Annotated in this window: 20 protein-coding genes; 13 read left to right on the top strand and 7 right to left on the bottom strand. The window is 66.0% G+C overall.

What is annotated here, in order from left to right; all coding sequences use genetic code 11:
- Nucleotides 1–95: 95 nt before the first annotated feature.
- Together K5L94_RS17055 and bioA are read right to left on the bottom strand one after the other, a co-directional pair.
- Nucleotides 96–833: a 16S rRNA (uracil(1498)-N(3))-methyltransferase gene (locus tag K5L94_RS17055; RefSeq protein WP_053450544.1), complete on the bottom strand. Its 738-nt coding sequence runs from the start codon at nt 831–833 to the stop codon at nt 96–98.
- Nucleotides 824–2,215: an adenosylmethionine--8-amino-7-oxononanoate transaminase gene (gene bioA, locus K5L94_RS17050; RefSeq protein ID WP_274510914.1), complete on the bottom strand. Its 1,392-nt coding sequence runs from the start codon at nt 2,213–2,215 to the stop codon at nt 824–826. The genes K5L94_RS17055 and bioA overlap by 10 nt, the downstream gene beginning before the upstream one ends.
- Before the next feature lie 77 nt (nt 2,216–2,292).
- On the opposite strand from bioA, the gene nudE reads away from it, so the two are divergent.
- The 10 genes from nudE to K5L94_RS17000 all read left to right on the top strand — a co-directional run bounded on the left by nudE (nt 2,293) and on the right by K5L94_RS17000 (nt 9,800).
- Nucleotides 2,293–2,856: an ADP compounds hydrolase NudE gene (gene nudE / locus K5L94_RS17045; protein ID WP_006464605.1), complete on the top strand. Its 564-nt coding sequence runs from the start codon at nt 2,293–2,295 to the stop codon at nt 2,854–2,856.
- On the top strand, nt 2,853–3,656 hold the full coding sequence (cysQ, locus tag K5L94_RS17040; protein ID WP_053450542.1) for a 3'(2'),5'-bisphosphate nucleotidase CysQ: 804 nt from the start codon (nt 2,853–2,855) through the stop codon (nt 3,654–3,656). The genes nudE and cysQ overlap by 4 nt, the downstream gene beginning before the upstream one ends.
- Before the next feature lie 13 nt (nt 3,657–3,669).
- On the top strand, nt 3,670–4,509 hold the full coding sequence (mazG, locus tag K5L94_RS17035) for a nucleoside triphosphate pyrophosphohydrolase (protein ID WP_053450541.1): 840 nt from the start codon (nt 3,670–3,672) through the stop codon (nt 4,507–4,509).
- Nucleotides 4,506–4,835 carry a YnfA family protein gene (locus K5L94_RS17030; RefSeq protein WP_053451368.1) on the top strand — a complete coding sequence of 110 codons (330 nt, stop codon included), beginning with the start codon at nt 4,506–4,508 and terminating at the stop codon, nt 4,833–4,835. Before mazG ends, K5L94_RS17030 begins: the two co-directional genes overlap by 4 nt.
- A 216-nt stretch (nt 4,836–5,051) precedes the next feature.
- On the top strand, nt 5,052–5,354 hold the full coding sequence (locus K5L94_RS17025) for an Mpo1-like protein (protein ID WP_053450540.1): 303 nt from the start codon (nt 5,052–5,054) through the stop codon (nt 5,352–5,354).
- 67 nt (nt 5,355–5,421) lie between these two features.
- On the top strand, nt 5,422–6,381 hold the full coding sequence (locus K5L94_RS17020; protein ID WP_008268117.1) for an SPFH domain-containing protein: 960 nt from the start codon (nt 5,422–5,424) through the stop codon (nt 6,379–6,381).
- A gap of 1 nt (nt 6,382) precedes the next feature.
- A complete protein-coding gene (locus K5L94_RS17015) occupies nt 6,383–6,826 on the top strand; it encodes an NfeD family protein (protein WP_053450539.1) in 444 nt (147 codons plus the stop codon).
- Between the two features lie 81 nt (nt 6,827–6,907).
- Nucleotides 6,908–8,020 (top strand): glycine cleavage system aminomethyltransferase GcvT, encoded by a 1,113-nt coding sequence (gene gcvT, locus K5L94_RS17010; protein ID WP_164087788.1) that lies wholly within the window; start codon nt 6,908–6,910, stop codon nt 8,018–8,020.
- A gap of 93 nt (nt 8,021–8,113) precedes the next feature.
- Complete coding sequence (gene gcvH, locus K5L94_RS17005; protein WP_053450537.1) at nt 8,114–8,509, top strand: glycine cleavage system protein GcvH; 396 nt, start codon at nt 8,114–8,116, stop codon at nt 8,507–8,509.
- Between the two features lie 775 nt (nt 8,510–9,284).
- Nucleotides 9,285–9,800, top strand: coding sequence for a hypothetical protein (locus tag K5L94_RS17000; protein WP_053450536.1), 516 nt, complete (start codon nt 9,285–9,287; stop codon nt 9,798–9,800).
- Nucleotides 9,801–10,044: 244 nt separating this feature from the next.
- Here the strand turns inward: K5L94_RS17000 and K5L94_RS16995 are convergent, their stop codons facing one another.
- Complete coding sequence (locus K5L94_RS16995; RefSeq protein WP_006464418.1) at nt 10,045–11,445, bottom strand: serine hydrolase domain-containing protein; 1,401 nt, start codon at nt 11,443–11,445, stop codon at nt 10,045–10,047.
- 286 nt (nt 11,446–11,731) lie between these two features.
- On the opposite strand from K5L94_RS16995, the gene K5L94_RS16990 reads away from it, so the two are divergent.
- Entirely contained in the window at nt 11,732–13,060 is a 1,329-nt protein-coding gene (locus K5L94_RS16990) for an NTP/NDP exchange transporter (RefSeq protein WP_053451367.1), read from the top strand.
- A gap of 30 nt (nt 13,061–13,090) precedes the next feature.
- The gene (locus K5L94_RS16985) at nt 13,091–13,441 is read left to right on the top strand and encodes a DUF1304 domain-containing protein (protein WP_053450535.1); all 351 of its coding nucleotides are present in this window, start codon (nt 13,091–13,093) and stop codon (nt 13,439–13,441) included.
- 495 nt (nt 13,442–13,936) lie between these two features.
- Here K5L94_RS16985 and K5L94_RS16980 read toward each other — a convergent pair whose 3' ends face one another.
- From K5L94_RS16980 to K5L94_RS16970, 3 genes are all read right to left on the bottom strand, one after another.
- Nucleotides 13,937–14,404: a hotdog fold domain-containing protein gene (locus K5L94_RS16980; protein ID WP_053450534.1), complete on the bottom strand. Its 468-nt coding sequence runs from the start codon at nt 14,402–14,404 to the stop codon at nt 13,937–13,939.
- A gap of 76 nt (nt 14,405–14,480) precedes the next feature.
- Nucleotides 14,481–16,958 carry an acyl-CoA dehydrogenase gene (locus K5L94_RS16975; protein ID WP_274510913.1) on the bottom strand — a complete coding sequence of 826 codons (2,478 nt, stop codon included), beginning with the start codon at nt 16,956–16,958 and terminating at the stop codon, nt 14,481–14,483.
- Nucleotides 16,955–17,872 (bottom strand): alpha/beta fold hydrolase, encoded by a 918-nt coding sequence (locus K5L94_RS16970; protein WP_133935352.1) that lies wholly within the window; start codon nt 17,870–17,872, stop codon nt 16,955–16,957. The genes K5L94_RS16975 and K5L94_RS16970 overlap by 4 nt, the downstream gene beginning before the upstream one ends.
- Nucleotides 17,873–18,012: 140 nt before the next feature.
- On the opposite strand from K5L94_RS16970, the gene K5L94_RS16965 reads away from it, so the two are divergent.
- Nucleotides 18,013–18,615: a TetR/AcrR family transcriptional regulator gene (locus tag K5L94_RS16965; RefSeq protein ID WP_006464233.1), complete on the top strand. Its 603-nt coding sequence runs from the start codon at nt 18,013–18,015 to the stop codon at nt 18,613–18,615.
- 137 nt (nt 18,616–18,752) lie between these two features.
- Here K5L94_RS16965 and K5L94_RS16960 read toward each other — a convergent pair whose 3' ends face one another.
- Nucleotides 18,753–21,506, bottom strand: a complete 2,754-nt coding sequence (locus K5L94_RS16960) for a TonB-dependent receptor plug domain-containing protein (RefSeq protein ID WP_053450531.1) — start codon at nt 21,504–21,506, stop codon at nt 18,753–18,755.
- Nucleotides 21,507–21,854: the final 348 nt, after the last annotated feature.

Below are 21,854 nucleotides of genomic sequence, written 5' to 3'. Positions count from 1 at the left end.
GGGCACTTTGAATTCCCGGTAGTGCCGGCCGCTGGCCGGCAACCGCATGATCCCGTGGGTGCCGGCCAGCGGCCGGCACTACCAGCAAACGAGCCTTACCCCAGGTCTCCCAGCCGTGCCTGCAGCGCCGCGATCGCGGCTAGGCCGGCGGTTTCCGTGCGCAGGATGCGCGGGCCCAGCTGCAATCCCTGGAACCCGGCCGCCGCCAACTGGTCGCGGTCGCGCGGCGACCAACCGCCTTCCGGGCCGATGGCAATCACGATGCCGCCGGCGGGTGCGGCGTCCAGCGTCGACAGCCGATGCGCGCCCTGCGGGTCCAGTGTCAGCCGCAACGTATCGGCAGGCAGTGCCGCCGCAGCCTGCGCCAGTGACAGCGGCGGACCCACCGGTGGAATACGCGCACGCCCCGACTGGCCGCACGCCGAGGTCACCACGTTGTTCCAGTGCGCTACGCGCTTCTCGGCGCGTGCGGCGTCGAGCTTCACCTCGGTGCGCTCGGCGTTGACCGGAATGATCGCCGCGACGCCCAGTTCGGTGGCCTTCTGCAGGATAAGGTCCATCTTCTCGCCACGGGCGATGCCCTGCAGCAGGGTGATCGCCAACGGTGATTCGTTGTCCACCCTGTCCACTGCGTCGATGCGGACCTGAACCTCGCGCTTGCCGGCCACGGTGAGGGTGGCGCTGTAGTCATGGCCGTCGCCGTTGAACAACACGCAGGTATCGCCTTCGCGCAGGCGCATCACCCGCACCAGATGGTTGGCGGTCTCTTCCGGCAGGGCCAGGGTCTGGCCGCTGTGCAGCGCCAGGTCGATGGGGCAGCGGGTCACGCGCATGCAATCGCCTCGTCAATCGCTGCCAGCGTGGTATGTGCCAGCAGCTCCAGTTGTTCGTCGTCCACGCAATAGGGTGGCATCCAGTACAGCACGTCGCCCAGCGGGCGCAGCACCACGCCACGCTTCAGCGCGGCCTTGTAGGCGTGCAGCCCCAGCCGCAGGCCCGGGTCGAACGGCGTCTGCCTGTTGCCGCCACGCGACAGCTCGAACGCCACCACCATGCCGGCCTGGCGCACATCGGCCACATGCGGGTGATCGGCAAACGGTGCCGCCAGCGTGCCCATCACCGAAGCAATCCCGCGATTGCGGGCGATCACATCGTCGTCGCGGAAGATGTCCAGCGTTGCCAGGGCGGCCGCGCAGGCCAGCGGATTGCCGGTGTAGCTGTGCGAATGCAGGAACGCACGCTCGCGCGAGTCATCAAGGAAGGCGTCGTACAGCGCCTGTGTCGCCAGCACCGCGGCCAGTGGCAGGAAGCCGCCGGTCAGGCCCTTGGACAGGCACATCAGGTCCGGCATCACCCCGGCCTGTTCGCAGGCGAACAGCGTGCCGGTGCGGCCGAAGCCGGTGGCGATCTCGTCGGCAATCATGAACGCACCGTGTGCGTCGCACAGTTCGCGCACGCGCTGCAGGTAGGACGGGTCATGCATGCGCATGCCGCCCGCGCACTGCAGGCGTGGCTCCAGGATCACCGCGCAGATCTCGCCCGGGTGCTGGTCGAACAGCGTGGCCAGCCCGTCGGCGGCCTGGCGCGCACGGTCGGCGGGGCTCTGGCCCGGCTCGGCCAGGTAGGCATCGGGCGAGGGCGCGAACAGGCCTTCGGCCAGCAGCGGCGCATAGACACGGCGGTACAGCGGAATGTCACCCAGCGCCAGGGCGCCCAGGGTCTCGCCGTGGTAGCCGTTCTCCAGCGAGATGAAGCGGGTGCGGCGGGACTCACCGCGGTTCTGGAAGTACTGGAAGGCCATTTTCAGCGCCACTTCCACGCCGGCTGAACCGTTGTCGGCGTAGAACACCTTGGCCAGCGGCTCGCGGCCGGGTTGGCGCGGCGCCAGTGCCAGCAGGCGCTCGGCCAGGATGATGGCCGGCTCGTGGCCGAATCCGGCCAGCATCACCTGTTCCAGTTGCCCGGCCTGGGCAGCGATGGCGCCGCCGATGCGCGGCTCGGCGTGGCCGAACAGGTTGGTCCACCAGCTGCCGACCGCGTCCAGGTATCGATTGCCGTCGTGGTCGATCAGCCAGGCACCTTCGCCGCGGGCGATCGGCACCAGCGGCAGGGTGTGCGGATGCTCGCGCATCTGCGTGCACGGGTGCCACAGCACCTGCAGGTCGCGCTGCCGCCATTGGCGGGCCAGCGGGGAGGGGGTTGGGTCTGCTAGCATTTCGGGCTCATGAACATGTTGCTGCCTGCACATTCTATCGGCCCCGGCGCAGGCGCCGGCCGCCGCGGAGACTCCGCATGAACGATGACCGTGCCGGCCGTCGCTTGCCGATCATCCATCGGATCACCGATGAAGAGAACGGTCCCTTCCAGCGCCAGCATCTGGACCTGGAATTCTCCAACGGCGAGCACCGCCGCTTCGAGCGCCTGGTCAGCCGTGGCCATGGCGCGGTGGTGGTGGTGCCGATGCTCGACGAGGAGACCGTGCTGCTGGTACGTGAATACGCGGCCGGCATGCATCGCTATGAGCTGGGCCTGGTCAAGGGCCGGATCGACGCCGGCGAGACGCCCGAGCAGGCGGCCGACCGTGAGCTGAAGGAAGAGGCTGGCTACGGTGCGCGCCGGGTCGACGTGCTGCGCGCGATGACCCTGGCCCCGACCTACATGAGCCATCAGTCGTGGCTGGTGGTGGCACGCGATCTTTACCCGGAGAAGCTCCCCGGCGATGAGCCGGAAGAGCTGGAGGTCGTGCCGTGGAAGCTGGCCGAGCTGGACCAGCTGATGCTGCGCGAGGACTTCTCCGAGGGTCGCTCGCTGGCAGCGCTGTTCATCGCCCGCCAGTGGCTGCAGGGAGCGCGATGATCAAGCTGACCACGGACCTGCGCGAGACGGCCATCGCCATCGCCCAGGAAGCCGGACAGGCCATCATGCAGGTGTATGCCGGTGGCTTCGACGTGCGGATCAAGGATGACAACAGCCCGGTCACCGCGGCTGACCTGGCCGCCAACCAGGTGATCGAACAGGGCCTGCAGCAGCTGACCCCGGAGCTTCCGGTCCTGTCCGAGGAATCGGCGCAGGTGCCATGGGAGCAGCGTCGCCACTGGGGCGCGTACTGGCTGGTCGACCCGCTGGACGGCACCCGCGAGTTCGTCAAGCGCAACGGCGAGTTCAGCGTCAACATCGCCTTGATCTACCAGGGCGCGCCCGCCTTCGGCGTGGTACTGGCCCCGGTCACCGGCATCGTCTGGCATGCCATGCGTGGCGAGCTGGCCTACCGGCGCCAGGGCCTGCACGACACCGTGCTGCGCACGCGTACGCCGGCCACCGCGCCGCTGCGGGTCGCCGCCAGCCGCTCGCACCGCTCACCGCAGACCGAGGCACTGCTGGCCCGCATGGGCCGCATCGAGACCATTGCCCAGGGCTCGTCGCTGAAGTTCTGCCGGATCGCCGAAGGCGGCCTGGACGTCTACCCGCGGCTCGGCCCGACCTCCGAATGGGATACCGCCGCCGGCCAGTGCGTGCTGCACGCCGCGGGCGGCGCGGTACTGTCGGCAGCGACCGGCAAGCCCTTCCGCTACAACCGCCGCGAAACCCTGTTGAACGGCGATTTCATTGCCCTTGGCGACACTAGCCTGCCGTGGCGCGACTGGTTGTCCGATTGACCCTGGAGGCCGCATGAGCGCGCATGACACCCCCACCCCGCGCAGCGCAGCCAGCACCGAGCTGGAGCGCCTGCTGTCGATCATGGCGCGCCTGCGCGATCCGCAGGGCGGCTGCCCGTGGGATCTGGAGCAGAACTTCGCGACCATCGCGCCGTACACCATCGAGGAAGCCTACGAGGTCGCCGATGCGATCGACCGTGGCGACCTCGACGATCTCTGTGACGAGCTGGGCGACCTGCTGCTGCAGGTGGTATTCCATGCGCGCATGGCCGAGGAGCAGGGCGCTTTCGCCTTTGCCGATGTCGCCCGCGCGATCAGCGACAAGATGCAGCGCCGCCATCCGCATGTGTTCGCCGACGTCAGCGTCGATGATGCCGACGGGGTGATGCGCAACTGGGAGGCGATCAAGCGCGCCGAGCGCGCCGCCAAGGGCGAGCAGGATACCTCCGCGCTGGCCGGCATCTCGCGCGGCCTGCCGGAATGGCAGCGGGCGGTGAAGCTGCAGTCGCGTGCGGCCAAGGTCGGTTTCGACTGGCCGGGCCCGCTGCCGGTGCTGGACAAGGCGGCCGAGGAGCTGCAGGAACTGCGCGAGGAGTTCGAGCGCGGTGACCTTGCCGGCAACAAGGTGCGGCTGCAGGAAGAACTGGGCGACCTGCTGTTCGTCTGCGCCAACCTGGCCCGCCACGCCGAGATCGACCTGGGCGCCGCGCTGCGCGGGGCCAATCACAAGTTCGAGCGTCGCTTCCGTTCGATGGAAGCGCAGGCCGAAGCTCAGGGCAGCACGTTGGCAGCGATGGACCTGGATGCGCAGGAAGGCTTGTGGCAGCGCGCCAAGGCGGCGGAAAAGGCGTGAAGACACTCGCCCTGTTCCTGCTGACCGCGCTGGCCGAGATCGTGGGCTGCTACCTGCCCTGGTTGTGGCTGCGCAAGGGCGGGAGCATCTGGTTGCTGCTGCCGGCGGCGGCCAGCCTGGCCCTGTTCGCGTGGCTGCTGACCCTGCATCCGACCGCCAGCGGCCGCGTCTATGCCGCCTACGGTGGCGTCTACATCGGCACCGCGCTGTTCTGGCTGTGGCTGGTCGACGGCATCCGCCCCAGCCGCTGGGATCTGATCGGCGCAGCACTGTGCCTGGCCGGCATGGCGGTGATCATGTTCGGGCCGCGCACCCCCTCTGTGTAGCGTCGAGCGTACTCGACTGCTCCGGCGTTCTATAGCGCCGGGCCATTCCCGGCGGATTCCGCTCTTCTGTAGAGTCGAGCCATGCTCGACTGCATCTGCGAGGGCCAGCCGAGCATGGCTCGACTCTACAAAGGCAGCGCCACCGGATCATGCACTGCCGCTTTCCCTCCCGGGAAGGCGCATGATGGCGGTGACCACGGCCCCCGGAGCACGTGCATGTCCCGATTCGCCAGCTTCCGCGAGTTCTATCCGTTCTACCTCAGCGAGCACCGCCATCCGGTGTCGCGCCGGCTGCACTTCATTGGCAGCTGCGGGGTCCTGCTGCTGCTCGCCGCGGCAATCCTGCGTGGACAGCCGGTGCTTCTGCTGGCCGCCCTGGCCTGCGGTTATGGATTCGCCTGGGTTGGCCACTTCTTCTTCGAGAAGAACCGCCCGGCCACCTTCCGGCATCCCCTGTATTCGTTCGTGGGTGACTGGGTGATGTTCGTGGACATCCTCCGCCGACGGGTTCCCTGGTAGCCCAGGCTGTGCATGCCGCCTTCACGCGCTATGCTGGGGCCTGGACGTCATAGATAAGGAAAGCGCGATGTTCCCCACCATGTTCTTTACCGTGGTACTGGCCTTCGTGGCCGTGGTCATTCTGTTCAAGGCAGTACGGATGGTGCCGCAGGGATACGAATGGACCGTCGAGCGCTTCGGGCGCTACACCCACACCATGACCCCTGGCCTGCACTTCCTGATCCCGATCGTCTACGGGGTGGGGCGCAAGGTGAACATGATGGAGCAGGTGCTGGACGTACCCAGCCAGGAAGTGATCACCAAGGACAACGCGGCCGTTCGCGTGGATGGCGTGGTGTTCTTCCAGGTACTGGATGCGGCCAAGGCCGCCTACGAGGTGGCCAATCTGGAAGTGGCGATGATCGCCCTGGTGCAGACCAACATCCGTACCGTGATCGGTTCGATGGACCTGGACGAATCGCTGAGCCAGCGCGAGGTGATCAATGCGCAGCTGTTGAGCGTGGTTGACCATGCCACCAACCCCTGGGGCGTGAAGGTCAACCGCATCGAGATCCGCGACATCCAGCCACCGCGCGACCTGCTGGATGCGATGGCCCGGCAGATGAAGGCCGAGCGCGAGAAGCGCGCGCAGATCCTCGAGGCAGAAGGTTCGCGGCAGTCGGAGATCCTGCGCGCCGATGGCGAGAAGCAGGCTACCGTGCTGGAAGCCGAAGGTCGCCGCGAGGCCGCGTTCCGCGATGCCGAGGCGCGCGAACGCCTGGCCGAGGCCGAGGCCATGGCCACCAAGGTGGTGTCGGCGGCGATCGCCGAGGGCGACGTGCAGGCGATCAACTACTTCGTCGCCCAGAAGTACGTGGAAGCATTCAAGGAACTGGCGAGTTCGCCGAACCAGAAGCTGGTGCTGATGCCGATGGAAGCCAGTGGCGTGATCGGTTCCATCGCCGGCGTGGCCGAGCTGGCCAAGCAGGCGCTGGCGTCCCAGGGCAATGCACCGGCGGGCAAGCGACCCCCGCCGATCGGGGGCTGACATGCGTTGGGAAGTCGTAGGCTGGGGCGCACTGGCATTGCTGCTGTTTGCCGCCGAGGCACTGGCGCCAGGCGCGTTCATGTTGTGGATCGGCATCGGTGCGGCGGCCGTGTTCGTACTGGTTGCCGTGTTCAGTGGCATTCCCCTGTTGTGGCAGGTGGTGGCGTTCGTGCTGCTGAGCATTGTTTCGATCCAGTGCTACCGGCGCTGGGGCAGGGCAAGGGCGCGGCCCAGCGATGCGCCCTTGCTCAACCGCCGCGCCGAGCAGCTGGTCGGACGGGTGGTGCCGTTGCAGCAGGGCATCGTCGGCGGGCAGGGCCGGGTCAGCATCGACGACGCGTACTGGCAGGTCAGCGGCCCGGAACTGCAGGCCGGCAGCCTGGTGCGGGTGGTGGCGGTGCAGGGCAGCACGCTGCAGGTCGAGCCGGCAGACCGCCCCCTGTAGAGCCGCTGCGCTGCGGCACGCCTGCGGGCGACCGATCTGGGATAATGGGGATTCTTGTTTCCTCTGCTGCCGGACCCGGTCATGACCCAGAAGACGCTGCTCAACGATACCCACCGCGCCCTCGGCGCCAAGATGGTCGATTTCGGGGGTTGGGACATGCCCATCCACTACGGCTCGCAGCTCGACGAGCACCATCTGGTGCGTCGCGAGTCGGGTGTGTTCGACGTCAGCCACATGACCGTGGTCGACCTGCGCGGTGACCAGGTCAAGCCGTTCCTGCGCCGCCTGCTGGCCAACTCGGTCGACAAGCTGAAGGTGCCGGGCAAGGCGCTGTACTCGTGCATGCTGAATCCGCGCGGCGGCGTCATCGACGACCTGATCGTCTATTACCTCGGCGACGATTTCTTCCGCATGGTGGTCAACGCCTCCACCCGCGAGAAGGATCTGGCCTGGCTGCGCGAGCAGGCCGCGCCGTTCGGCGTCAGCGTCGAGCAGCGCCCGGACCTGGCCATCCTCGCCGTGCAGGGACCGCAGGCACGCGACATCGTGGCCGGCCTGGTCGGCGGCGCCGACCGCGACGCGCTGGCCAAGCTTGGACGTTTCGCTGCCCTGCAGGTCAAGGCCGACGATGGTGTCGAGCTGTTCGTCGCCCGCACCGGTTACACCGGCGAAGACGGCTTCGAGATCCTGCTGCCGCAGGAAGCAGTGGTCGCGTTCTGGAACCGCCTGCTGGCCGCGGGCGTGAAGCCTGCGGGCCTCGGTGCGCGCGACACCCTGCGCCTGGAAGCCGGCATGAACCTGTACGGCCAGGACATGGATGAAGAGATCAGTCCTTATGAAGCGGCACTGGCCTGGACCGTGTCGCTGGACGAAGGCCGCGACTTCATCGGCCGCGACGTGCTGGAAGCGCAGAAGGCTGCCGGCACCGCGCGCCAGATGATCGGCCTGGTGATGGACGAGAAGGGCGTGCTGCGCCACGGCCAGGCGGTGACCACCGCCAGCGGCCAGGGCGAGATCCTGTCCGGCACCTTCTCGCCAAGCCTGGCCAAGGGCATCGCGTTTGCCCGCGTGCCGGCCGGCGAACTCGGCGAGGTTACCGTCGATATCCGTGGCCGGCAGGTGCCGGTGCGCGTGGTCAAGTTCCCCTTCGTGCGCGAAGGCCAGGCCCAGCCCGGCGTGCTTGCCGACGCCTGATCCGAACATGCCGGTCGTCACTGACAGCAGTGGCGGCCGGTTGGTTACACTAGCCCCGTTTTTTCCACCCCTGCATATCTCTGGAGCAGTCCCATGAGCGAGATCCCCGGCGACCTCAAGTTCCTCAAGTCCCATGAGTGGGCCCGTGTCGAAGGCAACGGCCGCGTCACCGTCGGTATTTCCGACCACGCCCAGGGCCTGCTCGGTGACCTGGTGTACGTCGAGCTGCCGGAAGTCGGCGCGACCGCCAAGGCCGGCGAGCAGATCGCCGTCGTCGAATCGGTCAAGGCCGCTTCGGACGTCTACAGCCCGATCAGCGGCAAGGTCGTCGAGGTCAACTCGGACCTGTCCGACAAGCCGGAAACCATCAACGAAGATGCCTACGGCGAAGGCTGGATGTTCGTGGTCGAACTGACCAACGCCGAAGAGCTCAACGAGCTGCTGGACCCGGACGCATACGCCGAAGCCCTGGAAAACGAAGACCACTGAGTCGTCGTTCCCGGGTTCGGACACGGCCACCTTCGGGTGGCCGTTTTTGTTTTGGCGAACGCGCCGGACTCATGACGCAGGGTTCGCTGCACACCCTCGACGCGGCATCAGCCGACCTGCGGGCGGTGCCGACGGGCGTGCGCAGTTTTGCGCAAATCCGCGTTTCCACCCTGCGTCGGCGCGTCCGGATGTGAAAACTTTTCGCCCCCCGTTGCGGTGCCGTTGTGCTGGCGTTGGCACTGGCGACGACCGCCGTTGGCGATGCGTGTCCGTCACTGCGAATCGCATCCGTGCATCTACGCGGAGTGCTTATTTCAAGTGTTTTTTGTTCAACGCATGCATTGCTGGTGTTGTCGCCAGCGTGCGTGCGTTGTGCTTTGAGGGTCGTTGCGGGCGGAGCGCAACGGCCGTGCAGGCGCCACCGGGAATGGCGCGGATGTGAAAATTTTTCGCGGGGGTTGTTGACAGTAAAAAAAACCGTGATTAGGTTTCGCCTCAGCAGACCTTGCCTGCCCAACCGAGTGCGCAGAATCAATCGTCCGATGCGAAGCAGCCCCTTCAAGACCACCGCGACCCTGATGACGGTGGACATGGCCCCGCTTCCCCCGGAGAAATGCAAGGCACCTCCCGTTCCGATGCCCGCTCCGCCGATCGAGGCGGGCATTGCCGCATCCGTAACGGCGCGCCTGACGCGCCGGCGGTCCCCGCACGCAGCACCTGCGGGTTTGATCCACCTGGGCGTTTCAACTCCCTATCACTGACGAGGAGCCATCCCATGGCAACCAAGAAAGCTGCGAAGAAGAAGCCCGCCGCCAAGAAAGCGGTGAAGAAGGTCGCGAAGAAGGCCGCTGCCAAGAAGGCAGTGAAGAAGGTCGCGAAGAAGGCGACCGCCAAGAAGGCAGTGAAGAAGGCTGCGAAGAAGGTCGCCAAGAAGACCACTGCGAAGAAGGCAGTGAAGAAGGCGGCGAAGAAGGTAGCCAAGAAGTCCACTGCCAAGAAGGCCGTCAAGAAGACCGCGAAGAAGGCCGTCAAGAAGGTAGCCAAGAAGGCCACCAAGAAGACTGCCAAGAAGGCCACTGCCCGCAAGCCGGCCAAGAAGGTCGCCAAGAAGGCAGTAAAGAAGACTGCAAAGAAGGCGGTGAAGAAGGCAGTCAAGAAGACCGCGAAGAAGGCGACCAAGAAGGCTGCCCCGAAGAAGGCAGCGAAGAAGGTTGCCAAGCGCAAGCCGGCCGCCCGCAAGAAGAAGGCCGCTCCGGTCGCTCTGCCGGCAACTCCGGCGCCGCTGATCTAAGTACTTCCCGATAGCCGCATCCTGAAACCCCTTCCCTGTTGCCCAGCAGGGAGGGGGTTTTTTTATGGGCGCTCGCCGCCATGGGCAACGGTAGAGTCGACTGCCAGTCGACTGCTTCACCGCCCTTGTAGGGTCGAGCACGCTCGACTCCATCGATCACCGGCGGTCGAGCACGGCGCTGTGCAGACGAACAAAAAGGGCGGCCCGCAGGCCGCCCCTCATGCTTACGGCACAGCTCGCCAGATCAGCGCGGCGACGCCACCGCGCGGTTGCTCGAAGCCCCCTTGCCCTTGCGCTTGTCCTGCTGCGCGGGGCTCGCGCCCTCGGCCATCAGGTTGTCGCTGCCGAAGTCGGTGTCCACGTCCAGCCAGCGCTGCGCCGGCAGGCCGAGCGCGGAATCGAGCACGGTCGGCAGCAGGCCACTGGGCAGGCCGCTTTCGCCGTTCCACATGATGGCGATGCCGAGATCGCGTTCCGGCACCAGCGCGACCAGGCCGCGATAGCCCTGCACCGCGCCGGCATGGAACACCACGTCGTGGCCGGCGTAGTCGAAGGTGCGCCAGCCCAGTGCGTAGCCGGCAGAATGCAGGCGCTCGCGGCGCCAGCCCGAACGCATCTCGCCGGGGGTGTTGATCAGGCTGGAATGCAGCGTCGCCAGCAGCGGTGCCGGCAGCACGTCCGGGCGGTGCCCGGTATGGGCCAGCAGCCACTGCGCCATGTCGCTGGCGCTGGCATTGACGCCGGCGGCCGGGGCGACGCGGTAGTAGGTCGGCTTCGGCGTCAGCGATACCCAGCCGTTGCGGCTGCGCACGTGCGGACGCGCCCAGCGCGAGCTGGCCTGGATGCCGGCCAGGCCGAGGCTGGCATCGTTCATGCCCAGCGGCTTGAAGATGCGGCGTTCGACCGATTGTTCGTAGAAGCTGCCCGAGGCGGCATAGACCACGTCGCCGATCAGGCTGAAGGCCACGTTCTGGTACGCGTAGCAGTCGCCCGGCAGGCACTTCAGGCTGGTGTTGGCCAGCTTCTGGGTCAGCGCGTAGTACTCGGCGTTGCCTTCGATGTCGCGGTCGTAGGCGTTGTAGGGCAGGCCGACGCGATGGCTGAGCACGTCGGCGACGGTCAGGCGGTCGGTGGCCTCCGGTGAGTTCAGGCGGAAGCCCGGAACATAGTCGGTGACCTTGCTGTCCCAGCGCAGGGTGCCGTCGTTGACCAGCAGGCCGGCCATGGTGCCGGCGAATGCCTTGGACAGCGAGGCCAGGCGGAACACGGTATGCGCATCGACCGGCAGCGGGTTGTTGACGTCGGTGACGCCGTAGCCGCGCGCGCTGAGGATGCGGCCGCCCTGCACGATCGCCACTGCCATGCCCGGCACGCGCTCGCCATAGGTGAGCTGCTGTGCCATCGACTCGATGTTGGCGACGTTGAAGCCTGCGGCCGGGGCCTGCACCTGCGGCACCAGGCCGGTGCGGTAGGCCGCCGGCTGGGTGTGGGCGACGGCGGTGGCGGCGGCCGATTCGATGTTGGCCGGCATCGGTGGCAATGCCGGCGGGGTCTGCGCGGTGGTGGACAAGGCAACGGGCATCAACATGCCCAGCAAACCGGTGGCCGCCGAACGGATCGGACGGCGCAGGCTGTTCTTTTTCATCGGTTGGACCCGTGCGCGACTGCTGATGGCGATTCTAGCGCCGCTTTTCCCCTGTGCACAAACAAAGCGAAGATGAATGCGCATCTCGTTGAAAAAGTTGGAATTTTGACGCTCCAAATGCGTGTGTCGGAACGTGTCATCCGGACCTTCCGTAGACCTGGCCCCAACGTCCATCGGCGGTCGCCTGCTGGCGATGTTGCATTGCATTGGCTAACGTACGCGCTTCACTGCGCCCGGAGCCTGCGATGCCACTGTCCAACCGCCGTCTGTGGGCGAGGGACGCCGCGTGAGCGCGGCATCGGGCAAGGGGCCGCTGCGCGGACTGGTGGCGGCGCTGCGCGAGTCGCCGGCGCTGTGGTGGTCCTTCCTGTATTTCTTCTGCCTGCTCAGCGGTTACTACGTGCTGCGTCCGGTGCGCGAGGCGATGGCGGCCTCGGCAGACCTGGAAACGGTGTTCCCGCCGATCCTGATCGGCTGGTTCGACCGTCATGGGATCGCGTTGAAGGACTTCGTCCTGCAGTTCCTGTTCACCTGCGTGTTCGTGATCATGCTGGTGTTGCAGCCGGTGTACGGCTGGCTGGTCAGCCGTTTCCCGCGCCGGGTGTTCCTGCCGGCGGTGTATGGCTTCTTCATCGTCACCCTGCTGGGGTTCTACGCGCTGTTCGACAGCGGGGTACCTGGCCGGGGCATGGCCTTCTTCCTCTGGGTCATGGTGTTCAACCTGTTCGCGGTAGCGGTGTTCTGGAGCTTCATGGCCGACGTGTTCTCCAACGTGCAGGCGCGCGCGTACTACGGCTACATCGGCGCCGCCGGCACCGTCGGTGCCTTCCTCGGCCCCATCATCACCAGTGCGCTGGTGATGCGCGTGGGTATCGCCAACCTCATGCTGGTCTCGGCCGGCTTCCTGCTGGTGTGCCTGCTGTGCATCTGGCGGTTGCGGCATTGGGCGGTACTGCGCGAACGCGAGCAGCAGCTGGTGTCGGGCGAGCAGCCGATGGGCGGCAGCGTGCTCGATGGCCTGAAGCTGATCGTGCGTGAGCCGCTGTTGCGCTGGCTGGCGGTCATGGTGGTGTTCGGGGTGGGCGTGGGTACGCTGCTGTACAACCAGCAGGCCAGCATCGTGCGCGCGGCCTTCACCGACCCGGCGGCCAGTACCGCGTTCTTCTCACGCATCGACCTGGCGGTGAACGCGCTGGCGCTGTTGATGCAGCTGGGCCTGACCCGCTGGCTGCTGTCACGCCATGGCATCGCGCCGGCGCTGCTGATCCCGGGCTTCGCGATCCTGATCGGCTTCTCGGTGCTGGCTGCCTCGCCGATGCCACTGATGGTTGCGGTGGTGCAGGTGATGACGCGCGCCAGCGAATTCGCGCTGGCCAAGCCGGCGCGCGAAACCATCTACACCCGCGTGGACCGCCAGTGGCGCTACAAGGCCGGCGCGGCGATCGACACGGTGGTCTACCGCGGTGCGGACCTGAGCTTCACCTGGGTGCACAAGGCACTGTCGTTGTTTGGATCGCATGTGGTGTTCATCGGTGGCGTACTGGTTGCCGGCTTCATGACCCTGGCCGCGTTCGGCGTGCTGCGCGAAGAAAAGAAGCTGCCGCGCGACCGCTGAACCGGTCCGGCTTTTTCGAGGAGAGGAACGATGTTGATGATCGCGCTGTTGCTGACCGTGCTGGTCGCGGTGCTGCACCTGTACTTCCTGGTGCTGGAGATGTTCCTGTGGACCCGCCCGCTGGGCCTGAAGACTTTCCGCAATACGCCGGAGAAGGCCGAGACCACGCGGGTACTGGCGGCCAACCAGGGCCTCTACAACGGCTTCCTGGCGGCGGGGATCGTGATGGGGCTGGTGATCGATCAGCCGGTGCTGGTGACGTTCTCGCTGGCCTGCGTGGTGGTGGCGGGGTGCTATGGCGCGTACAGCGTGAGCCGGCGCATTTTCATGATCCAGGCGGTGCCGGCGATTCTGGCGTTGGTTGTTCGCGCGGTGGTGTGAGTTTCCGGCCAACGGCGCAGCCCCTCGTGGGTGGGTCGCGTAGAGCTTGTTATGGGGTTGGTCGGGCGGGTGGACTGGGCAGGGGACGCCGTGAACCCGTCCCTGGGGGCTTGGCCGCCGCATCCATGCGGCGGACACCCCTGCCCAGCCCACCCGCCCGACCCCTGACAGTTTCCGTGCGCGGCCAGCCCACGGAGAAAAAAAGAAGATCAACAGCAACAGCAATAGCAACAGCAATAGCAACAGCAATAGCAAAAAGCGGCCGGTGGGCCGCTTTTGCTTTTGCTCTTCTTTTTTCTCTTCCGTGGCTGGACGCCGCAGAGATCTGTCAGAGGCCGGAGGGGTGGGGCCGGGCGGGGTATCCGCGCCATGGATGGCGCGGCTAAGCCCCCAGGGATGGGTTCACGGCGTCCCCGCCCGGCTTCACCCCTCCGGCCCAACCGATAAACCGCTTTCAGCGTCCAACCACGAGGGGCTGCGCCGTTCGCGGGAACCCTATTTCGCCGGCGACATCCACATGTCGATCACCGCGCTGAACACCTCGATGCCCGCACGGTCGCGCACGCTCACCGTCACCGGCAGTGCGTAGCCTTCAGCGGCCGCCACGATCGGCTGTGCCGGCAACGCCACCGCCTGCAGCGTGCCACGTGCCTTGGCCAGGTACTGCACCTGCATGCCCTTCGGAATCCAGCGCATGCCCTTCGGCAGCGAGGCATCCACCATCAGCCCGGCGGTCAGCTCGGCCAGGTTGCACATCGCGATCGCGTGCACCGTGCCGATGTGGTTGCGCACGCTGCGGCGGTCGGCCAGCGTGCCTTCGCAACGGCCATGCTCCAGGCGGGTGATGCGCGGCGCGATGCTGGCGAAGTAGGGCGCCTTGAAGCACACCGCGCGCGAGAACAGCCAGCTGCCGGCGGGCCAGCGCTGCAGGCGGTGATAGAGCGAGAGCAGGGGCGTGGACATGGTGGGTATTCCGGTCGGCGGATAAAGCGACGGCGGGCCGAGGCCCGCCGTCGAAGGCAACGCGTGTCGCGGGCGGTCAGGCTGCCTGCGAATGCGGGTCCTTGTGCTGGCGGTCGTAGTAACTGGCCGCGCGCAGTTCGTGGGTGTCGAAGTCGTCCACGGTGATCGTGTCCAGGGTCAGCGTGCGCAGCTCTTCCAGCAGGCTGCGCTCGTCCTGGGTGATCACGCCTTCGGCCACGGCTTCGTCCAGCTGCGCCTTGAAGTCCAGCGCCTCGATGCCCTTGCTCTTCAGCGCCTTCAGGAACTTGCGCTCCACCGGTTCGGCCATGATCGCCTTGCTCAGGTAGCTGTTGATGCGGCCACCCGGATTGTTCTCGCACGGGGTCAGGAACACGCCATTGGCCAGGCGGTCGCGGGCTTCGTTCGGCGCCATCAGCAGGGCGGCGACGCGGCGGCTCAGGCGGTCGCCCGGGGCTTCAGCACGACGGCCCAGCGGGAAGATCAGCGCCCACATCAGCCAGCCGATCGGACGGATCGGGAAGTTGCGCAGGGCGGCCGACAGCGATTCCTCGATCTTGTGCACACTGTCATGGAAGGCCCAGGCCAGCAGCGGCTGGTCGGCCTGCGGTGCGCCTTCGTCGTGGTAGCGCTTGAGCATGGCGCTGGTCATGTAGACATGGCTCAGCACGTCGCCCAGGCGGCCGGACAGCGATTCCTTGAACTTCAGCTTGCCGCCGAGCGTCATCATCGAGATGTCGGCCATCAGCGCCAGGTTGGCCGAGTAACGGTCCAGCTTGCGGAAGTAGCGGCGCGTGTAGGCGTCGCCCGGGGCGGCACCGAAGCGCGCGCCGGTCAGGCCGAACCAGAACGAACGCACGGCATTGGAGATGCCGAAGCGGATGTGGCCGAACAGGCTGCGGTCGAACTCCTGCAGGCCGGCACGGGTGTCCGGATCCTGCGCCGCCTTCATTTCCTTCAGCACCCACGGGTGGCAGAGGATCGCACCCTGGCCGAAGATCAGCAGGCTGCGGGTCATGATGTTGGCACCTTCCACGGTGATCGCGATCGGCGCGGCCTGCCAGCTGCGGCCGGCGAAGTTGCGCGGCCCCAGGATGATGCCCTTGCCGCCGATCACATCCATCATGTCCGAGATCACTTCGCGGCTCATGGTGGTGCAGTGGTACTTGGCGATCGCCGACGGCACCGACGGCACGTCGCCACGATCAACCGCCGCGGCGGTCGCCTGCGACAGCGCGCTGATCTTGTACGCCTTGCCGCCGATGCGGGCCAGCGCCTCTTCAACGCCCTCGAAGCGGCCAACCGACAGGCCGAACTGCTTGCGGATGCGCGCATAGGCGCCGGTCACGGCGGCACCGGCCTTGGCGCCGCCGCTGGCGGTGGACGGCAGGGTGATCGAGCGGCCCACGGCCAGGCACTCGTTGAGCATGTTCCAGCCCTTGCCGGCCATCGCGGCGCCACCGATCAGCTGGGTCAGCGGGATGAACACATCCTTGCCCTTGATCGGACCGTTCTGGAAGGTCGAGTTGAGCGGGAAGTGGCGACGGCCGATTTCCACGCCGGCGGTGTCGCGCGGCAGCAGGCCCAGGGTGATGCCGATGTCGCGGGTATCGCCGATCAGGCCATCCGGGTCGTACATGCGGAAGGCCATGCCGATCAGGCTCGCGACCGGGGCCAGGGTGATGTAGCGCTTGTCGAAGGTCAGGCGCACGCCGAGCACCTGCTCGCCGTTCCACTCGCCCTTGCAGACGATGCCGTAATCGGGAATCGAGGTGGCGTCGGAACCGGCGAACGGACCGGTCAGGCCGAAGCACGGAACCTCGCGGCCATCGGCCAGGCGCGGCAGGTACTGGTCCTTCTGTTCCTGGGTACCGTAATGCACCAGCAGTTCACCCGGGCCCAGCGAATTCGGCACGCCGACGGTGGAACTGACCACCGAGGACACCGAGGCCAGCTTCTGGATCACCTTGTGGTGGGCCAGCGCGGAGAAGCCCAGGCCGCCATATTCCTTGGGAATGATCATGCCGAAGAACTTGTTCTTCTTGATGAAGGCCCACAGTTCCGGCGGCAGGTCGGCATGGACATGGGTGATTTCCCAGTCGTTGACCATGGTGCACAGCTCTTCGACCGGGCCATCGAGGAAGGCCTGCTCTTCAGCGGTCAGCTGCGGCTTGGGGTAGTTCAGCAGGATGTTCCAGTCCGGATCACCGGTGAACAGCTCGCCTTCGAAACCGACCGAGCCGGTTTCCAGCGCGATGCGCTCGGTCTGCGACAGCGGCGGCAGCACCTTGCGGAACACCTTCATCATCGGGGCGGTCAGCAGCGGCTTGCGGATGAACGGCAGTAGCAGCGGCACGCCGATCACCGCCAGCACCGCGGCCGCGACGATCGTGGCGGTCTGGTTGACGTAGGGAATGAACCAGCAGGCGACCAGCAGGGCCACGCTGATCAGCGTCCAGGTAACCAGCCGCATGCGGTGGTAGGCGACGAACGCGCCTGCCAGCAGCAGGGCGAGGAAGGGAAGAACGATGCTCATGAGCGTGCTCCGGTGACGTGCTCGTTTGTGGCGGACGAAGCTGCAGCATCCGCTGCGGGCAACACGTCCAGATAGTCCAACACAGTAGCGGTAAAGGCGTCGTTGTCATCGCCGGCGACCATATGCGTGGCCTGCGGCAGCTGTACATGGCGCGCGTGCGGCGCCAGCGCCAGGAATTCGGCAACGGTCTGTGGCGTGACCAGGTCGCTGCGGCCGCCGCTGACCAGCAGCAGCGGGCATTTCACCTGGCGTGCGGCTTCGGCCAGCGCATCCTGGTGCTGCTCGCTGTCGCGGGCCAGCTCGGCCACCAGGCGCGGATCCCAATGCCAGCGCCAGCGGCCGTGGCCGTCCTCGCGCAGCAGCGCACGCAGCGACTGCTCGGACTTGCGTGGACGGTGCGGCATGTAGGCCGAGATCACATCGGCGGCCTGGGTCAGCGACGCGAAGCCGTCCGGGTGGGCCGTCATGAACGCAAGGATGCGTTCGACACCGGCGGTATCCCAGCGCGGGGTGATGTCGACCAGCACCATCGCCGAGAACAGGCCGGGCCAGCGCGATTCGGCCAGCAGGCCGAACAGGCCGCCCATCGACGCGGCAACCAGTACGGGCGGGCGTGGTTGCTCGCCAGCCAGGACGATCAGGTCATCGGCGAACTGTTCGCCGTGGTAAGGCAGGTCGGCGGCATTCCAGTCCGAATCGCCATGGCCGCGGGCATCGTAGGCCAGGGTCTGCAGGCCGGCCGCGTTCAGCGCGCGCGCAGTGGCATTCCAGGCGTGGCGGGTCTGGCCAAAGCCATGCGCGAACAGCACCCGGCCGCGGCGGCCGTGGTCACTGGCGGTCGCCGCCAAACGCGCGCCATGGGCAGCGTCCAGGCGCAGGTCATGGAACGCAGCGGGAGTAGGGGACGTAACCATACCGGATAGTATGGATTGCCTGAGGGGGAAGTCAATACTGCAGGGTATGGTGCACTGCGGCAGGGGGCCGGCAGGGCGCGTAACGGTTTCCACCGCAACGGCGTACTGCAACGAACCCCGGCGTATGGTTAAATCAGCCCATGAATCAACCTGACGCTTCCGCCGGCGAACCGCGCGCCGGCCGCAACAGCCGCCTGAGTGCCGAAGACTGGGCCCAGGCGGCCCTCGACCTGATTGCTGAACAAGGTGTGGGTGCCGTCGCGGTGGAACCGTTGGCACGGCGCCTGGGTGTGACCAAGGGCAGTTTCTATTGGCATTTCCCTTCCCGCGATGCCCTGCTGCAGGCGGCGCTGGAACGCTGGGAACTGTTCGAACAGGAACAGGTGTTCGGCAGCCTCGAGGACGTGCCCGATCCGCGCGTACGCCTGCGCCAGCTGTTCCAGATGGTGGCGCACGAAGTGCAGCCGCACATCATCTACAGCGAACTGCTGAAGGCGCTGGATCATCCGATGGTGCGCCCGGTGATCGACCGCGTGTCGCAGCGTCGACTGGACTACCTGATTGCCTCGTTCCGCCAGGCCGGGCTCAGCTCCACCGATGCGCGGCATCGTGCGCGCCTGGCCTATGCCGCGTATGTCGGCTTCCTGCAGCTGTCGCTGCAGCTGCAGCAGCCCAAGCAGGCCCGCGAGGATTTCGAGGCCTATGTCGAGCATCTCATCGAGACGCTGATTCCGAACGGCTGAAGCTCGCCGTACTGGTTACGAGAAAGCCGCGGCACTGCCGCGGCTTTTTTCTTGCCTGCCATCCACGTATTGCCGGCGGCACAAAGAACAACGGCCCCTTGCGGGGCCGTTGCTGCATCAGCCGATCAGTGGATCGATCAGAACTTCTGCTTGTACTGCATGTACATGTAGCGGCCCGGCAGGTCGTACTGCGGGTCGAACATGTTGGCGCGGACCGAGTAGGACACCGGCGGATCCTTGTCGAACGCGTTGTTCAGACCCAGCATGATGGTGCCCTTCCACGGGGTGTTGTAGCGAACCTGGATGTCGTGGTAGGTGGTCGACGCGATGTGGTTCTCGCCCTTCGCACCGTCGGAGCAGTACGGGAAGGTATCCGGGTCCTGGGTCGGGCTGAACGGGCATTCTTCGCGCATGCCGGACTTGTAGCGCAGGCCCCAGTTGACGCCGAAATCACCGTAGCTCCAATCCACATACAGGTTGGAGCGGATGCGCCAGTACGGATCCTGGTCGCGGTAACGGCCCTGACGGCCTTCAACCGGCGAATCCTGGGTCGACTTGGTATCCCACTTGGACAGATAGGTGCTGTCCCAGCTGATGGTGAACTGGCCGAACGAGGTCTCCGGCAGGCGGTAGGCCAGGCCCAGATCCCAACCTTCCACCTTGTACGATGCCAGGTTCTGCAGCGGCATGTTGACGTTGGTGATGGTGTAGCGCTGGTTGACGGTGCCGTAGTTCGGATCACGCGTGATCAGGCCGCAGTAGGCTGCCTGCTGCTGCGGGGTGCCGCCGTAGCAGTAGCTCATGATGTCCTGGATCGCCGGGCGGGTGATCGCGTCTTCAACCTTGATCTGCCACCAGTCCAGGGTAACGTTCAGGCCGGTGACGAAGCTCGGGCTCCACACCAGGCCCAGCGTCTTGCTGGTCGAGGTTTCCGGCTTCAGGTTCGGATTGGCCTGCCAGGTGAACGGCACAACCGTCTGCTTGCGGCCCGCACCGGCGCCCGGCTGAATGAAGTTGGCCGGGACGCCCTGTGCGGCACACTGTGCGGCAACCGCACCGGTACGCAGGCCGGCGTTGGACGAGCAGGGATCGATGTAGGTCTCGAAGGAGTCCGTGTCGCCGCGATACAGGTTGTTGATGCTCGGCGCGCGGAAGCCCTCGGAGTAGTTACCGCGGATCATCAGGTCGTCGATCGGCTTCCAGCGGAAGCCGAACTTGTTGTTGGTGGTGTTGCCGAAGTTGCTGTAGTCGGAGTAGCGCGATGCCACGCTGAAGTCCAGCAGCTTGGCGCCCGGCAGGTCCGCCAGCACCGGAATCGACAGTTCCACGAAGAACTCGTTCAGATCGTAGCCGCCCTTGGTCGGCGCCGCACCGTTGCCGGTGCTCAGGCCCGAAGCAATGAAGGCGTCCGGATCGAACTGACCGGTTTCCTTGCGGTACTCGTAACCGGCAGCGAAGCCCAGCGCACCGGCCGGCAGCTGCACGATCTCACCGGAGATGTTGGCGTAGTAGCCCTTCGACACCAGGCTCGCCGAGTCGTGTGCGGTGAACGAGGTGTAGTCCAGAGCTTCCTGCGAGATCGAACCCAGGCCGCCCAGCGGATTGATCGGCACGCAGCCGGCAATGACGGCACCCGCCGAATTCAAGCAGACCGGCTTGCCATCGCGCAGAGCCGACGGGCCATAGGCCTCGGCCAGACGCTGCCTGTTGAACAGGCCGTAGGTCAGGTCGTTCTGGTCGGTCTTGTCGTAGCGGTAGCCGACGTCCCAGTCGAAGTTGCGATCGGCGAACTCGAAGAAGCCTTCGAAGCCACCGTAGAAGTGCCAGTTCTTGACGTTCTGGTTGAACGAACGACCGCCGGATTCATTGAAGCGACGATTGACGCCGGTCAGTTCGACACCATACGGGTTGTACATGCTAGCCGCGCTCAGGCGCTGGCCGGTCACCGGCATGGAGGCCAGCAGCTGCTCGGACTTGCGCTCGTTGTACATCGCCTCGGTACGGAAGGTGATGTTGTCGGTCACGTTGTACGAACCCAGCACGAACAGCGAAGTGCGCTCGTTCGGGGTCAGCAGGTAGTTGTCCGGCGCGGTGTTGTAACCGTGGACGTTCGCATCGAACGGGGTTTCAACGCCATTGATGATGATGTACTGGTTGCCGTTGCGAACATAGCTGCCCGGGATGCCGGTTGCGCTCTGGCCACTGAAGAACGGCGGGCCACCGGCGGAGATCTTGCGATCGCCGGCCATCACGGACTTTTCGTTGACGTAGGACGCGCCGACGGTGATCGAGGCGCGGTCGGTCACGGTGCCCAGGGTGAAGTCATACGCTTCACGCTCGCCGTCGCCATCGCTGTACTGGCCCTTGTAGGCGTTGACTTCAGCACCATCGAAGTTCTGCTTGGTGATGATGTTCACCACGCCGGCGATGGCGTCCGAACCGTAGATGGTCGAGGCGCCGTCCTTCAGGATGTCGATGCGCTCGATCATCGCGGTCGGGATGGTGTTCAGGTCGACGCTGCCGTCCAGGCCGGTGGTCCAGCGGCGGCCGTTGACCAGCACCAGGGTGCGCTCGGAACCGAGGTTGCGCAGGCTGACGCCGGCCGAGCCGTCACCGCCGTTGTTGAACGTACGGTTCAGGGCGGCACCGTTGGCGGCGACGCGCTGCAGGATGTCGGCGACCGAGGTCACGCCCTGCTTTTCGATGTCGGCGCGGGTCAGGCTGAGCACCGGCTGCGAGGTTTCGATGTCGGTGCTCTTGATGCGCGAACCGGTGACCGAGATGCGGTCCAGGTTGGTCGCTTCCTGAGCCTGGGCGGTGGCAGTGGACGCCACACCGGCAACGAGCGCGACCAGGACGGCGTCGCGCAGCTTGTTGGACTTGAAGTTCATTGGCTCTCTCTCTCCAAGAAATCTTGGCTGGGTGATTGCCTGCGTACGGAGCGAAAAGGCGCTCCAAAAAACGCGAGGCTGAGCCGATAGTACTGGTGCGTTCTCAAAAATTAAAGGTGTGTTAATACAGGCCGTGGCAGGGCTGAATACGATAGGGGTAGGCCGTTGACGTCATTGAATTCAATGACTTGAGGTCGTTCTTGCCCAGCTCGCCAGTACTTCGTTAGTTTCATGTGAAAGAAAATATTTCGGTTGTTGCAGCGCGCAGGCGAAAGAATTCTGTCTGTCCATCGTCCATTCAGCATTGCTGCGGCGCAAAAAAAGAACGGGCGCCCTGCGGCACCCGTT

It is taken from the genome of Stenotrophomonas forensis (assembly GCF_028752115.1).
GTDB lineage: Bacteria > Pseudomonadota > Gammaproteobacteria > Xanthomonadales > Xanthomonadaceae > Stenotrophomonas > Stenotrophomonas forensis.
Note: the sequence above shows the minus strand (reverse complement) of the source record. Positions and strands in the feature narration are given on the sequence as shown.